Consider the following 14,487-nt stretch of genomic DNA (forward strand, 5'->3'; position numbering starts at 1 on the left):
GCCTTACTGCAACTCATCCGTGCTAAATGCTTTTTATCGCAAGCTGGAGTAAGCCAGCCCCAATCCGCCTACAGTAGCAACATCACAAGGAGGCCTGCACGATGTCAGCGCTATGCGTTTCTGCACTTCATAAACATTATCAGCTCGACTCGATTCGTGTTCCTGCACTAATCGATATCAATCTGCAAATTCAGCCAGCGCGGTTTACCGTTATTTCTGGGCCGTCTGGTAGCGGCAAAACCACCTTGTTGAATTTAATCGGCTGCATCGATCGCGCTGACGAAGGTGAAATTACGATAGCCGGACAAAACGTAAAACAACTTAATGATCAGGCACTCGCGGATTTTCGTCTGCGTCATATTGGCTTTATTTTTCAGAATTTCAATCTGCTACCGGTACTAAATGCGTTTGAAAACATCGAATACCCCCTGATTTTGGCCAAAATACCGGCCTCGCAACGCAAAGCTCGCGTACTTGAATTGCTGGCTGCAGTGGGGTTGGCGGATAAAGCCCGACATTTACCGGGCCAGCTCTCGGGCGGGCAACGGCAGCGGGTCGCGATTGCCAGAGCACTTGCCACCTCCCCACAGTGGGTGCTGGCGGATGAGCCTACCGCGAATCTGGATAGCCAGACTGGTGCAGCCATTATTCAGCTAATGCGCCAGATGCAGCAGGAGCTCAAAATCTCCTTTGTTTTCTCCTCACACGACCCTCAAGTTTTAGCTGCAGCAGATGACGCCATCTTTATTCGGGATGGTCGTATCGTGAACACAACCAGCAATAGCATCAATGCTCAACAAGCGGAGGTCATAGCATGAACACGCTTTCACTGGCTTGGCGCAATTTACTACGCAATCGGCGCCGTTCACTGACAACCTTGCTGGCCATGATGATCGGCGCAGTGGCGATCCTGTTATTCGGCGGCTATAGCGGCAATATTAATTTGGGCTTGCAAACCGACTTTGTCCGCCGCGGTGGGCATTTGCAAATTCAAAGGCAAGATTATTTTCTGTATGGCACCGGCAATCCGGCGGCCTACGGTATCCGTGATTACCAACGGGTCATTGATGTCGTTAAACATGATCCAGTGCTGGCACCAATGCTAACCGTGGTCACCCCGACCCTCAGCTTAGGTGGGATTGCGGGCAACTTTAATGCTGGCGTATCCCGCACCGTGATTGGCCATGGCGTGGTCGTGGGCGAGCAAAACCAGTTACGCCAATGGAACGACTATCAATTTCCCGGCCAAGCCAAATTATCGCCACTGACAGGCAGTGCGGAAAATGCGGCCACTATTGGCATGGGCGTTGCTCGCGTCCTGCAACTTTGCGATCAGCTTGAAATCAAGAATTGCGCCAAAGTTAAAGAGATCGAGCATGAGCCCCTAGCTGCGTCAACACCGGCCGACATTAGTGCGTTAGCCGAGTTAGAAGCTGCACCAAAACAGCCTAGCAGCGGAGCCCAGATCGAGCTGTTGGCCGCCAATACCCATGGCGCGCCCAATGTAGCGGCGTTGCAAGTGGTAAAAGCTGAGCAGCTTGGGGTAAAAGAACTCGATGATTTAGCGATTACCCTGCATCTAAAACAAGCGCAACAATTGATTTACGGTGGTGATACGCCGCAAGTGACCGCAATTGTGCTGCAACTGAAACATACGCAACAAATTGCCGCCGCCCAAGCGCGACTCAATGAATTAATGAATACCGAGCTCAAAGGCATGGCGCTAGAAGTGCACGATTTCAGCACACTCAACCCTAGCTACGGCCAAATTACCGGCATGTTTGCCGCCATTTTTAGTTTTATCACCGTCCTAATTGGCGCGATTGTGCTGTTTACCGTTGGCAATACCATGAGCATGGCGGTGGTCGAGCGCACCGTTGAGATCGGTACGCTGCGCGCCATCGGCCTGCGTCGCAGCGGCATTCGCAATTTGTTTGTCTGCGAAGGCCTATTGCTAGGCAGTGTGGGCGCAGGTTTAGGGGTGGTATTAGCACTGATTGCCGCCTACCTCATCAACCACAGCGGCTTGAGCTGGATGCCACCTGGCAATTCAGAACCCGTAGCCCTTATGGTCCGCGTCTGGGGCGAGGGGCGGATGATTATTGGCACGGTCTTGGGTTTATTACTGGTAGCCACCTTATCCGCTTGGTGGCCGGCCCGCCGCGCTGCACAACTCAATATTGTAGATGCACTACGACACGTTTAATTATTTAACCGGGTATTTCAAGCCGAATCAATTAAATCAATGGCTACATAAAAATACCCCATAAGGAGAACTTTCATGCGTCACTCTTTAATCTTAGTTTTGCTCGGCGGTCTCTTCCTTGGCGTCAATCTGGGCTGGTGGCCAAATGTATTGAGCTTGCTTGCCACTTGGTGGCCGTTGATTTTAATCGCACTCGGGCTTGCTGGCTTGATTGCCCCCAAAACACGGTCGCACTGCCTACGCCAGCATGAAGGAGAACGCTCATGAGCCGTATTCGCCGCGCAAGCCAGTCTTGGGGATTGGGTCTGCTCTGCTTGACGATGGCGCAACTGAGCTGGGCAGCACCGTCGGCACAAGCGCTACTGGCGGCCAGCGATGCGGTGCGCAATCCAGACCAGTCATTCGGGTTAATCAATAACCTAATTGAATACCGCGACGGCAAACAAATCGATAGCTCGACACTGGCGGTATATGCACGGGCCGATCGTAAAACCGGACAATTTCGTAACTTGATCCGTTTTGTAGCACCACAGCGGGATGCGGGTAAGTTACTGCTCAAAAATGGCAATGATTTATGGTTTTTTGACCCCAGCAGCAAAGCCAGCGTTCGTATTACACCGCAGCAACGTTTGCTGGGGCAGGCGGCTAATGGCGACGTGATGACGGTGAATCTAGCTGGCGATTACGATGCCAGCATCGGTGCCGAAGAAGAAATTCAGGATGGCGAACGACAAAAACGCGCCAGCTACCGGCTTGATCTAACCGCCAAGAACAATGAAGTCACTTACCATCGCATTGAATACTGGCTGGATCGCAATAATAGCCGCCCGATCAAAGCGAAATTCTACTCGAATAGCGATCGCCTGCTTAAAACGGCTTACTACCGCCATTTTCAGACATCGTTAGGTCAAGAGCGCCCGACAGAAACAGTGATTATTGACGGGCTGGATCCAAAGTGGATTACCGTAATGCGCTTGAGTGATTGGGCGTACCGCGAGGTGCCTGAAAGCTGGTTCCAGCGTGATTATCTGCCACGTTTCAACCCTGAACAGGCTCAGTAATGTGCACTTGCCCGCACCATTTTTTGCTTGCACTCACCGTGATGAGCTTCGAGTTTATGTGGGCGCCGCACGTGCACGCTGAAGAACAAACAGAGCTTGATGCGCTGTCGCTGGCCGACCAAACCCCGCAGAGTAGTGAACAACAACGTAGCTATCAGTTTTTTATCGAGGGTATGACTGGGTTAATTAGCCAGAAAGACAGCACTGAGAACATACACCCTAGCCGTATATCAATTGACGTCAACATTGATCAGCGGCTAAATCAACAATGGCGCGCAGTGGTGGCGAATCGGTTGGATTTAAACTGGCAAGCGGGGCAGGACGAGCAAATCAATACACTCAAGGAAGCCTATCTGAGCTGGCAAGCGCAACCCACCTTGCTTTTTGACGTGGGCCGGATCAATCAGCGCAATGGGATGGCTTATGGCTACAACCCCAGTGATTACTTTAAAGCCGATGCGGTACGCTCGGTCGTCTCCATCGCACCAAGCAGCTTGCGCGAAAACCGTTTGGGAAGCGCAATGCTACGCGGGCAATATCTATGGGAGAGTGGCGCGATAAGCGCACTGTATTCACCTAAATTAGCCGACGCCGATCAGCAGCATAGCAGCGCGCCATTTGCCCCGGACTGGGCGGCCAGTAATTTTGCTGCTCGCTGGCAGCTTAGCTTTAGCCAACGCTGGTTTGATGGCTTCTCCCCGCAATTCATTGTGTATCGCGAAGCAGAAAAATCACCTCAAGTCGGCCTCAATTTCAGTTGGCTGGCCACCGATGCACTGACGCTATACACCGAATACAGTGGTGGCCGCGGCCCTAGCCTGCTGCAAAGTGCTTTAGGCATACAGGGTCAGGAGCGGTTTTACTCGCGTGTAGCCAGCGGTGCTAGCTATACCTTGCCAATCAATTTAAACCTAACGTTGGAATACCAGTACAACCAAGCTGCGCTCAATCAATCCGCCTGGCAAGCACTGGCACAACAAACCCCACTGTATTGGGCTTATCGCCAGCATGCATTCCGCCAACAAGATAATCCCACGCAGCATAATTTGTTTTTGCTAGCCAGCTGGAATAACGCTATTTGGCGTAATCTGGATTTGAATCTGATGCTCCGACGCGACTTGGGTGATCAAAGCCTGCAGCATTGGCTGGAAGCACGCTACCATTTCAAAACTGCAGATGTTGCCGTGCAATGGCAAAGCCAATCTGGAGCGGCAGGCAGCCAGTATGGTGCCCTGCCACAGCAACATAGCCTGCAATTGCTGCTTAAATATTTTTTCTGAGCCTCATCATGCCCTTGTTTACCAACCGGAACACCAGCGCCAATATCCACTGGAGTCGTGAAGTTGGTCTGCTATTGCTGATCAATACCTTAATTGCCATTTTCCTGACTGTGGTACAGGGGCTGGATTGTTGGGCGCAAAATTTGCTGATTTCACACTGCATCGGTTGCAGTATCGGCTTCATTAATTTTTTGCTTTGCAAAGGCCAAACCAATCTGAGCTGGAGCTGGCGCACGCCTGTTGCCGTGATTTTGGGGATTTTTGCCGGGTTTAAATTATCCACCTTGTTTGGAGCCCCGGATGTATTGGCCATAATGCTCACGCAACCTGATACCCAATGGCGCTGGATCGTCACCGCAATCATGGTGTCATTTGCCGCCTGCGCATTTTTTGTGGTGTTCTACCATTCGCTGGCCTACAAAAACGAGTTGGAAATTGCGAAACGTGAGCATGCCGAAGCCAAACAGGCTGAAATCACGGCGCAATTGGCGATGCTGCAAGCCCAGATCGAACCACATTTCTTATTCAATACACTGGCCAATGTGCATAGTTTGATCACACGGGATGCGGCGCTAGCGCAAAACATGCTAGAACATTTGAATGACTATCTACGCGCCAGCTTATCCCGCACCCGGCAAGCACAAACCAGCTTGGCCGATGAGGTTGAGCTAATTCGCGCTTTGCTCGCGATTAGTCAAATTCGCCTCGGTGAGCGTTTAAGCTATCAAATCCAGATTCCTGCTGATTTACTCACCGCCCAGCTTCCTCCCTTATTACTGCAACCCTTGGTTGAAAATGCACTCGAGCATGGCATTGAGCCAGCGTTAGCGGGCGGGACCATTCAAATTAGCGCCCATGCCAACACCGAAAGCCCGATTCCACTCTTGATTTTGCAAGTCACTGATAGCGGGCAAGGCTTGCAAGCAAACCAGCAGGCGGGGAAAGGGGTCGGCTTAGCGAATGTACGGGCCCGCCTGCAATCATTGTATGGCGAGCTCGGTACGCTTAGCCTGAGTCATCACCAGCCTCATGGGGTGTTAGCCGAGCTGCGTTTACCGCTACAGCGTAACAACGATAACGCCGCTCACAACTTGCTAGACAGAGAAAAACCATGACCACCGCCCTGATTGCCGACGACGAACCATTGCTGGCCCAAAACCTGGCTGAGCGCTTGCAACTTCTATGGCCGCAATTGCAGATTGTGGCGATCGCCAAAAATGGCATCGAGGCCAGCGCCGAGCTCAATCGCCTTCAACCCGAACTAGCATTTTTAGATATACGCATGCCCGGCCTTAATGGCTTACAAGTCGCTGGGGCGCTGCAAAATACACGGGTCGTGTTTGTTACCGCCTACGACGAATATGCAGTAGCCGCATTTGAAAACAACGCCGTCGATTATTTACTCAAACCGGTGAGCGATGCGCGATTGGCACAGTGCGTGACGAAACTACAGCGCAATCTGGCCCAACGAAACTCACTCGATCTGGCAGGCTTGTTGCAGCAACTCGGCCAGGCAAGCTCACCAAGCTATTTAAGCTGGTTAACGACCGGCTTAGGCGAAACCACTCGGCTCATCTCTTGCGACGAGGTGATTTATTTTCAGGCCAATGAAAAATACACCGAGATTGTGACGCGCAATGAGCGTCATTTGATTCGCACCTCGCTAAAAGACCTGTTGCCCCAGCTCAACCCGCAACGTTTTGCGCAAGTGCATCGCGGCTATATCGTTTGCCTGCCCGAAGTGGCCAAAATTGATCGCGACCTACTTGGGCGGCAACGCATCCATCTGAAACAGTGCGATGCCATTATTCCGCTGAGTCGCAGTCATGCGGCTCAATTTAAACAAATGTAGGGTATTGCCACACAACCCCTATATTTAATAGTCAATAACGCGATACCCAGCAGAAATCACTTAAAAATCAAACGCCCTCTGTCGAATATGAGTGGATAGCGGCCTCGCCAGTGGCAATGTGGCTTGCATTGCCGCCGCAATTAGCGCCATATCATGTGCACTAATGGCCAAATAACCGGCACGCAAACGATAGCCCCAATTGGGCTGTTCGCGTACCCACTCCAATTGAGTGAGCAAAGGCGCTATCGGCGTTGGCTGCGCCTGCAACCAATTCACATCACGGCGATAAGGATGAAAATCGCTGCTCATTGCCACCTGATATGGCAGGCCTACAGCAATTACACCGATTGCGGTAAAGGCCTGCAGTCGATCTTTACCGCCCATCTGTCTCGTCGGAGAGTAATACACGATGAGATCACCTGCCGACATCTGCAACAATGGCGCACGCCGACCGTGACAAACTTGCATAAAGCCGCCTGCATAACCCCGCTGCACATGCTCGGCGCAGACCACTGCCAACCAGTTTTTATTCATGGCTTGCTCCTCCAATGCCTAAACCGAGTTTAATTGGCAGAAGTGTCAAAAAATGGCAGCAGTCAATTGCACGAAACTGAACAAAATATCAATTTGAAATATCGTTTACGTCCCTTAGCGTTACAATTAGCTGTTCGCGCAAATTTGCGCTTTTTATAACGAATTAGGTTTTCAAGTCGCATGATTCGGATTGCAGCACTGGATGACGACCCACACCAGTTAGCACTGGTTAAAAGTACCATTGAAGCAATGGGGCATTGCGTGGTGACCTTTGAATCTGCAGAAGCATTGCTGCGGCAATTGCGCCGAGATAATTTTGATGTGCTGCTGGTCGATTGGGAATTACCGGATTTAAGCGGTATCGAAGTTATTCAATGGGTGCGCAGTAATTTGGAGCAAGCGCTGCCCATTATTATGCTCACCCATCGCAATAGCGAACAGGATGTGGTGACGGGTCTCTCGGCGGGGGCGGATGATTACATGCACAAGCCTTTACGCGTAGAAGAATTAAAAGCGCGCATTACCGCCATTTGCCGCCGCAGCTACCCCAAACCTGCCGTACGTAAAACCCAGTTTGGCAGTTTTGCACTCGATCTGGATTTGAAAACAATCCAGTTTGCGGGTGAAGCGATTACCTTAAAAGACCGCGAATTTGATTTGGCCTTATGCCTATTTAGAAACTTAGGGCGCTTGCTATCGCGGCAATATTTGATGGAAACCGTGTGGGGTCTAGCAGTAGATATCCCCACCCGCACCTTAGATACGCATATTTCAGCGTTACGCAGTAAATTGCAACTTCGACCCGAACGCGGCTTTCGCCTCAGCGCCGTTTATGGCCATGGCTACCGTCTTGATGAAATCCTTAGCCCGCATTTGGAATAACACCCTGTAATGTTTTTTTTGTCTCACACTCGTTCAATTCGCACTTTGCTGCTGGCCACTTTGATGGCAAGCAGCCCAATGACCATGGCCAGCGATGCTATGCACGCTTACACCGTGCAAGCCAATGATAATTTATACCAGATCGCCGCCAAGCTACTTAACCGCCCTAGCGATTGGCAAACAGTCGCCAAACTCAATGCCATTGCTAACCCCAATCTGCTGCAACCGGGCAGCACAGTGCAAATCCCTGTGCGCTTAATGCGCGGCGCACCGCAAACAGCGCAAATTTTGTATTTGCGCGGCGAAGTGAAAATTATCGCCGGCCCAAATAAAGGTAAAAATCCAGTTGTAGGGCAAACATTGCGCGAAGGCGACACCATTGCCGCCAGCGCTGGTGCTTGGCTGGGTTTAGGTTTGCAAGATGGCAGCCAGATGTATGTATCGCCCAATAGCCAATTTAAATTGCAACGCCTGCGCAGCATACCGCAAGCCCAAACGCAACAAACCGAGCTAACGCTCAAGCGAGGCCGTGCCGATTTTGCCGTGCAGCCTCAGCCAGCGGGTGCGCGCTTTGAAGTTAAAACACCGTTGGCGGTCACCGGAGTACGCGGCACGCGTTTTGGTGTCGCGCTAAATGAGCAGAGTAAGCAAACACTGACCGATCTGGTTGAAGGCAAGGTGGTATTTACTGCGGGCCAAGAAACGGCTCTTGAAGCGGGTAATGGGATTGTCATGGCCAGAGGCCAAGCCGCGCAGATACAGGCGCTGCCAGCCGCCCCTGAATGGCAACATCCGATCCAGCGCATTGACAAGCTACCATATACGCTTCCCCTGCAATACAACGCCACGAATCCCCGCTTATTAGCGCAGCTTGAAACCACGTCCAACCCTAGCCAAATCGTTTGGCTGAGTAACGATGCCCAACCCACGCTGAACGGCCCGATCGCCGACGGCCATTATCTGCTGCGGGTTCGCACCATCAGTGCCGAAGGCTTGGCAGGCAAAGAGCTATTGACTCCCATCCAAATTAAAACCAGCCCGGCGGCACCGTTGATTCAGGCGCCACTACAAGCAGCATTAGTCCCTAGCGGTAAAGTGCCACTAATTTGTGCAGGCGAAGATGATGCCAAAGGGTATTTATTCCAAACCAGCACTCAAATTGACTTTGGAAGCAATACCCAGGAAGAGATGATCGAAGGTGCACGCTGCCGCTGGGATAGTCAGCTCGATACCCCACAGCAATATTTCTGGCGTGTAGCCACATTGGAACATGATGCACAAGGCGATTGGCAGCGTGGCCCATTTAGTGCCGCCACCGCATTTACAGTGGTCAAAGCCCCCTCCTCACCCGAGGCAAAAGTGAGCTACGGCGAACACCTAAGGGTGCAATGGGCGGGTGAGGCGCTAACGACTTATCAGCTACAAATCGCTCGTGATCGTGAATTTAGCGCACCAGTGCTCGATCTACAGCTGACTGAGCCCGAAGCCACGCTGGCGATACCACTGGGCTGCTTTGATTATTTTATTCGGATCAAATCCACCAACCAATACGGAATGAGCTCGGAGTTTTCCAAGCCACGCCGGCTCAATACCCCAGCCGTGCTCTGCAGCAGCAATGGCTCAGGTTTAGTCGACGGGCATGGGAAACCACTGCGCATCGCAGATTAAGCGCTCATCCCTACTGACCCAAGAGTACGCCAGCTATGAAACAGCTCCTCGCCCGATACACGCAACCCCGCTGGCTACTGATTTTTGCCAGTATTGTGCTGGCAATTGGGTTAGGCGCCTTAAATGGCCTTGGGCGGCTAGACCAGACCTTGATTGATCTGAGTGCCGCGCGCCAACAGCGTGCGATTGACCCTGATATTGTGATCATTGCCATTGATGATGACAGCGTAGCGCAATTGGGGCGCTGGCCATGGCCACGCAGCACGCATGCCGCCTTGCTAGACCGGTTGCACAGCGCGCGCGCAATTGGGCTCGATCTCATTCTGTCGGAGCCAGATGCTCAAAAACCAGCTAATGATGACTTGCTCGCAGCCGCTTTGCGGCGCAATGGCCACGTGGCATTGCCGGTTTTTCTGGCCAATCAGGGCGGCGTAGCCAATTTAACTCTGCCATTGCCAAGCTTGGCAGCGAACGCCGCGACCCTAGCGCACATCAACACAGAACTTGACCGCGATGGTTTGGTTCGCAGCGTGTTCCTGCAAGAAGGTGATGCCAACGCCCCTTGGAACCATCTGGCATTGGCCTTGCTGCAAATTGGCGGCGAGTTGCCACAGCAACTACCCGGCCAGCGGCATAGCGATATTTTCCCTGCCGATAGCAAACTGGCAGTCCCCATTCACCGAGATAAAGAACTTTGGCTACGCGATTACTGGCTACGCCTACCGCTCGCCGGAGCACCTGGCACTTATCCACGTTACAGCTACGCTGATGTCCTCAATGGAAAAGTGAATCCTGAATTGTTTCGCGACAAGTATGTGTTGATAGGCGCTACTGCTACAGGGCTTGGTGATGCATACCCCACACCAATGGCGGGTTCACAAGCATTAATGCCCGGTGTAGAGCTCATTGCCAATACGCTGGATGCGGTGCGCAAGCAACACACATTGCGCCTCGCTGCAGCATGGGAAAACGCGCTTTTTACCTTGGTTGCCGTGGGTTTGGCACTATGGGCGCTGCAAAAAGCCCGTCCGAAATGGGCACTGCTCGCAATTGCGAGCTTATTAATCGGTACTGTGGTGTATTGCGAGCTCATGCAGCGCTACTTACATATTCAATTTGCCCCACTGGCCGCATTACTGATTTTGCTGGTGCTGTATCCATTGTGGAGTTGGCTGCGTATGGAAGCAGCCTTGCGCTATTTTGCCCAGCAAGTGAGCAAAATCAGGCAAGAAGACCCGCTGCTAGCGACCTTGCCAAACTATGGCGTGGGTTTGGATTTACTGGATAAGAAAATGGCGGCCTTAAGCCATGCGGTTGATCAACTCAGCAGCTTACGCCGCTTTGTACGAGATAGCTTGGATCAATTAGCCGATACCGTACTGGTGTGCGATGCCAACGGTAAAGTCATTTTGCAAAATCAGGCCGCTCAGCGTTTTTTTAGTACGCCAGTACTCAATCAATTACTGCCAGCCCAGCTGAGCCAGATGATTCCCAATAAAGAATTGTTAATTGCCAACTTATTCAGCCCCGCAGGCGCTAGTTGGCGCGCTAGCGATCGCCAGGGGCGCGATATGCTGGTCAAATCAGTGGCACGGCAGACTGAATCCGGCCGAGTGATCGGCTGGATCGTAAGTATGGTCGATCTGTCTTTAGTACAAGCAGCGCAGCGCCAGCGTGATGAAGCACTCGACTTCCTGTCGCACGATATGCGTTCACCGCAGTCAGCCATCCTCGCATTGCTAACCTTGCATCAAAGCGCTCATCCCAATCCAGACAGCAGCCATAAAACTTTGTTTGAGCGCATTGCCGCACATGCCCAACGCACCCTGCAACTGGCCGATGATTTTGTGCAACTTGCACGCGCCAACTCTGCCAATTACCAAATCGAACCCGTTGATCTTTTAGATTTAATGTACGAAACCAGTGATCAATTTTGGGAAAAGGCACAATTATTAAATCTCAATATCAATACGGTGAGTCATTTACCTGATCCTGAGTTGGCAATTTACCCAGTTGATCGCGTAATGCTTGGCCGCGCCTTAAGTAATTTAATTGATAATGCTCTGAAATATGGCCATACCGGGGATTCAATTGATTGCAGCGTATCAATATTAGAAAACAATAATATTGAGCTATCGGTACAAGATTATGGCGGCGGAATTGCCGCTGATCAGCAAAGCCGGATCACGGGCAAATTTACCCAAGTAGCCAGCCGTAATAATGGCGTAGGACTTGGGCTGGCCTTTGTGCGAACAGTCGCCGAACGGCATCGTGGCGAAATTAAAATACAGTCAAAACCGGGCGAAGGTAGTCGCTTCAGTATTGTGCTGCCAAAAATCAATGCATGACATTGTGTTAACAATTGTTAACTCGGTAGTGATTAATACCACATTGCATTAGCATCTTGCTAAAGCATAAATTCAAGCAAGCACAATGACACTGTCATTATTAAGTAATACACTGTGCAAACTATTCAATTAACTAAAAATAATTAAAGAAGACTTGGAGCAACCATGAATTTGAAACCATTAGCATTAATGGTATTAACCTTAAGTGCCAATCAGACCTTTGCCGCCAGCAGCCTCAAAGACGCCGTCGAGCAAACTGTCCTTAAAAACCCTGAAGTACGCGCTAAATGGCTCAGCTACAAAGCCTCTGGCGAAGAACAAAATGTCGCCAAGGGTAATTACTATCCCCGCGTTGATCTGAACGCCTACACCGGTTATGAAAAACAAGAACGTCCCTATGCCAATAAAGGCGATAACGCCTTTAACCACTATGGCGTCAGCCTAGAATTACGCCAGATGCTGTTTGATGGCTTTGCCACCCAAACCGAAGTGCGTCGCCTCGGCTATGGCAAACTGACCCGTTATTACGAATTACTCGCCGCCAGCGATATGGCGGCACTGGAAACCGTCAACGCTTATCTCGATGTGCTGCGCTATCGGGAACTGGTGGAGTTGGCTAAAGAAAACTACGCCATTCACAAAGAAACCTACGATCAAATTGCCGAGCGGGTAAATGCTGGCGTGGGGCGTCGCGTCGATCTGGAAACCGCGACAGGCCGTTTGGCACTGGCTGAATCCAATTGGCTAACGCAAGCATCGAATCTGCACGATGTGTCTACGCGCTATGAGCGCCTAACGGGCCTGCCACCTGAGGCAGATATGCCCAAACCCAGCAACCTCGCCAATGCCTTGCCCGGTGATGTGAATGCCTTGAAAGCTCTGCTGGGCAACAATCCGCAATTCAAAGCTGCGGTTTACAACATTCGCGCAGCGCGTGCGGATGCAGAAAACAAGAAGAGCGATTACTACCCGACCTTCGAACTACGCGCCAGCCAAGGCCTTGATAAAAACCGCGACAACATCGACGGCACTTACAAAGATGGCGTGGTGCAATTGGTGATGAATTACAACCTGTTCCGCGGCGGTGCCACCCAAGCCCGTGCCAGCCAATATGCCGAGCAGCTCAATATTGCCTACGAATTGCGCGACAAAACCTGCCGCGATATTCGTCAAACCACACAAATCGCGTGGAATGACACCTTCCGCTTGAAAGAGCAGCTGGGTTACCTTGACCAGCACGCCTTGGCCACAGAAAAATCGCGTGACGCCTTCCGTCGTCAATTTGATATCGGCCAGCGTTCATTGCTCGACGTGCTTGATACTGAAAATGAATTGTTCGAAGCCAAAATTGCGCTGGTGAAAGGCGATTACGACTATCAGCTCTCGCACGCGCGCGTACTGGCACAAACTCACCAATTGCTCGCCGCGTTGCAACTCTCGCCACTGGAAAGCACTGGCCCCGAAGACAATTTGGGTGACAACGTCACCGACGACGAGCGCATTGCCTGCTCGGGCGCGATGATTGAAAGCGTCAAACTCGATCGTGATGCCGTGATGGCCGCACGTCCCCCGCGCGCCGCCACACCCGTACCGACACCGGAAGCTAAGCCAGCCACTGGTGCCGCCACTTGCGACAAAGCCATCACCGACCTGGTCGGCAACTGGTCCGCCGCATGGTCAGGCAAGCAGCTCGATACCTACCTGAGCTTCTACGCCCAGAAGTTTGAAGCTAGTGGCGGCCGCACGCGTGCCGATTGGGAAGCCAAACGCCGTGCTCGCGTGAGCAAAGAAGGCAGCATCACGCTCAAGCTGGACAACCAGACTTGTACGATGAGCGGCAAAGAGCGAGGCGAAGTGACCTTTACACAGAACTACAGCTCAAAAGACTACAGCGATACCGTGCAGAAAACACTGGAGTTGGTACAAGAAGGCGGCAAATGGAAGATCAGCCGCGAACGTGTGACCAGCGGGCGTACAGAATAACTACCCGTATGATGCTGCAGCCCATATTTTAAATGGGCTGCAGCATCATACCCATAAAAACTGGAATTACACATGAGCCAGCCGATTTATCTGCTCAGCCAAGACTTAGGCCTGCTCAAACACTGGCAGGCCAGCTGGGGCTACGATTGCGTTGCCCTCAATCAAGCTAATACCCCTCTCCCCGATTCGGCGATTTTGGTCATCGACCTAGCGCATCCTCAGGTCGTCCAATGGAGCCAAAGTCAGTGGCATCAACGTGTCAGTAATGTCATGGTCATTGCTGCCAGTACGACGCCAACCGATGAAGAAGGACATCGTTTGCTCAGTGCCGGTGCGCGCGCCTATTGCCATGCAGTAGCGCCAGCCAGTTTGCTGGCACAGGTTTTGGCTGTCGTAGCCGCCGGCGAAATCTGGGCCGGCCGCAGCCTGGTGCAGCGGATTCTGGCCGCGATCAACCATTTACCCGCGCAACAGGCACCCGATTTATCGGCCCTGAGCGAGCGGGAACTGGAAACCGCCCGCTACGCCGCCAAAGGCTATGCCAATAAGGAAATCGCCCGCTTTTTGAATATTTCCGAACGCACGGTCAAGGCGCACTTGACCAGCTGTTACGAAAAACTGGGTATTGCCGATCGGGTGCAGCTCACCTTGCGCCTGAACGGCCTGAACTAAA

13 protein-coding genes are annotated in these 14,487 nt (G+C 51.9%); 12 read left to right on the forward strand and 1 reads right to left on the reverse strand.

Features of this window, described 5'->3' with window-relative positions:
- Positions 1-101 precede the first annotated feature (101 nt).
- From HZU75_RS02710 to HZU75_RS02740, 7 genes are all read left to right on the forward strand, one after another.
- Positions 102-818, forward strand: coding sequence for an ABC transporter ATP-binding protein (locus tag HZU75_RS02710; RefSeq protein WP_180307674.1), 717 nt, complete (start codon positions 102-104; stop codon positions 816-818).
- Positions 815-2,206, forward strand: coding sequence for an ABC transporter permease (locus tag HZU75_RS02715; RefSeq protein WP_180307675.1), 1,392 nt, complete (start codon positions 815-817; stop codon positions 2,204-2,206). The genes HZU75_RS02710 and HZU75_RS02715 overlap by 4 nt, the downstream gene beginning before the upstream one ends.
- A 75-nt stretch (positions 2,207-2,281) precedes the next feature.
- Positions 2,282-2,473 (forward strand): LiaI-LiaF-like domain-containing protein, encoded by a 192-nt coding sequence (locus HZU75_RS02720; RefSeq protein WP_180307676.1) that lies wholly within the window; start codon positions 2,282-2,284, stop codon positions 2,471-2,473.
- Positions 2,470-3,267 (forward strand): outer membrane lipoprotein-sorting protein, encoded by a 798-nt coding sequence (locus HZU75_RS02725; RefSeq protein ID WP_228028165.1) that lies wholly within the window; start codon positions 2,470-2,472, stop codon positions 3,265-3,267. Before HZU75_RS02720 ends, HZU75_RS02725 begins: the two co-directional genes overlap by 4 nt.
- A gap of 41 nt (positions 3,268-3,308) precedes the next feature.
- Entirely contained in the window at positions 3,309-4,547 is a 1,239-nt protein-coding gene (locus HZU75_RS02730) for a hypothetical protein (protein WP_180307677.1), read from the forward strand.
- Between the two features lie 8 nt (positions 4,548-4,555).
- Complete coding sequence (locus tag HZU75_RS02735) at positions 4,556-5,662, forward strand: sensor histidine kinase (protein WP_180307678.1); 1,107 nt, start codon at positions 4,556-4,558, stop codon at positions 5,660-5,662.
- Complete coding sequence (locus HZU75_RS02740) at positions 5,659-6,399, forward strand: LytR/AlgR family response regulator transcription factor (protein ID WP_180307679.1); 741 nt, start codon at positions 5,659-5,661, stop codon at positions 6,397-6,399. The genes HZU75_RS02735 and HZU75_RS02740 overlap by 4 nt, the downstream gene beginning before the upstream one ends.
- Before the next feature lie 60 nt (positions 6,400-6,459).
- On the opposite strand, the gene HZU75_RS02745 is transcribed toward HZU75_RS02740, so the two are convergent.
- Positions 6,460-6,933, reverse strand: a complete 474-nt coding sequence (locus HZU75_RS02745; protein WP_180307680.1) for an EVE domain-containing protein — start codon at positions 6,931-6,933, stop codon at positions 6,460-6,462.
- 180 nt (positions 6,934-7,113) lie between these two features.
- Between HZU75_RS02745 and HZU75_RS02750 the strand changes: the two genes are divergently transcribed.
- From HZU75_RS02750 to HZU75_RS02770, 5 genes are all read left to right on the forward strand, one after another.
- Positions 7,114-7,815 carry a response regulator transcription factor gene (locus HZU75_RS02750; RefSeq protein WP_228028166.1) on the forward strand — a complete coding sequence of 234 codons (702 nt, stop codon included), beginning with the start codon at positions 7,114-7,116 and terminating at the stop codon, positions 7,813-7,815.
- A 9-nt stretch (positions 7,816-7,824) separates the two neighbouring features.
- Positions 7,825-9,483 carry a FecR family protein gene (locus HZU75_RS02755; RefSeq protein WP_180307681.1) on the forward strand — a complete coding sequence of 553 codons (1,659 nt, stop codon included), beginning with the start codon at positions 7,825-7,827 and terminating at the stop codon, positions 9,481-9,483.
- Between the two features lie 35 nt (positions 9,484-9,518).
- Complete coding sequence (locus tag HZU75_RS02760; protein WP_180307682.1) at positions 9,519-11,831, forward strand: CHASE2 domain-containing protein; 2,313 nt, start codon at positions 9,519-9,521, stop codon at positions 11,829-11,831.
- Positions 11,832-11,996: 165 nt separating this feature from the next.
- Entirely contained in the window at positions 11,997-13,814 is a 1,818-nt protein-coding gene (locus tag HZU75_RS02765) for a TolC family outer membrane protein (RefSeq protein ID WP_180307683.1), read from the forward strand.
- A gap of 72 nt (positions 13,815-13,886) precedes the next feature.
- Positions 13,887-14,486 (forward strand): helix-turn-helix transcriptional regulator, encoded by a 600-nt coding sequence (locus HZU75_RS02770; protein WP_180307684.1) that lies wholly within the window; start codon positions 13,887-13,889, stop codon positions 14,484-14,486.
- Position 14,487 lies beyond the last annotated feature (1 nt).

This window comes from Chitinibacter fontanus, assembly GCF_013423785.1.
Classification (GTDB): domain Bacteria; phylum Pseudomonadota; class Gammaproteobacteria; order Burkholderiales; family Chitinibacteraceae; genus Chitinibacter; species Chitinibacter fontanus.